General features: G+C 51.3%; 1 protein-coding gene. It reads right to left on the bottom strand.

All coding sequences use genetic code 11. The annotated features are described in order from the left end of the window. The coding region (locus tag HBA93_RS23355; RefSeq protein ID WP_286202170.1) for a VIT domain-containing protein at positions 1–238 on the bottom strand (238 nt) is incomplete at both ends.

Genomic DNA, 238 nt, shown 5'->3' with positions numbered 1-238 from the left:
CTTTTTTTCTTTGATGTCTGCAACGATCACGCGGTCGCCAACAATCATTTTCAGGGAATAGACCGCACTATCATCAGGTAACGGAAAGACATAGAGCCCTTCGACCCAATTGTTGGTTGGGTTTTCAAAAACCTGACTGAGGCGGGCGCGGGCGGTAGGGCCGCTGACATCAATGTTGAAATCGGTGGCAAGACGTGGCGCTTCCACATATTGACCGGCTTCACCGCTTTGCAGCAAC

This window comes from Ochrobactrum sp. SFR4, from assembly GCF_019730395.1.
Lineage (GTDB): Bacteria > Pseudomonadota > Alphaproteobacteria > Rhizobiales > Rhizobiaceae > Pseudochrobactrum.
Note: the sequence above shows the minus strand (reverse complement) of the source record. Positions and strands in the feature narration are given on the sequence as shown.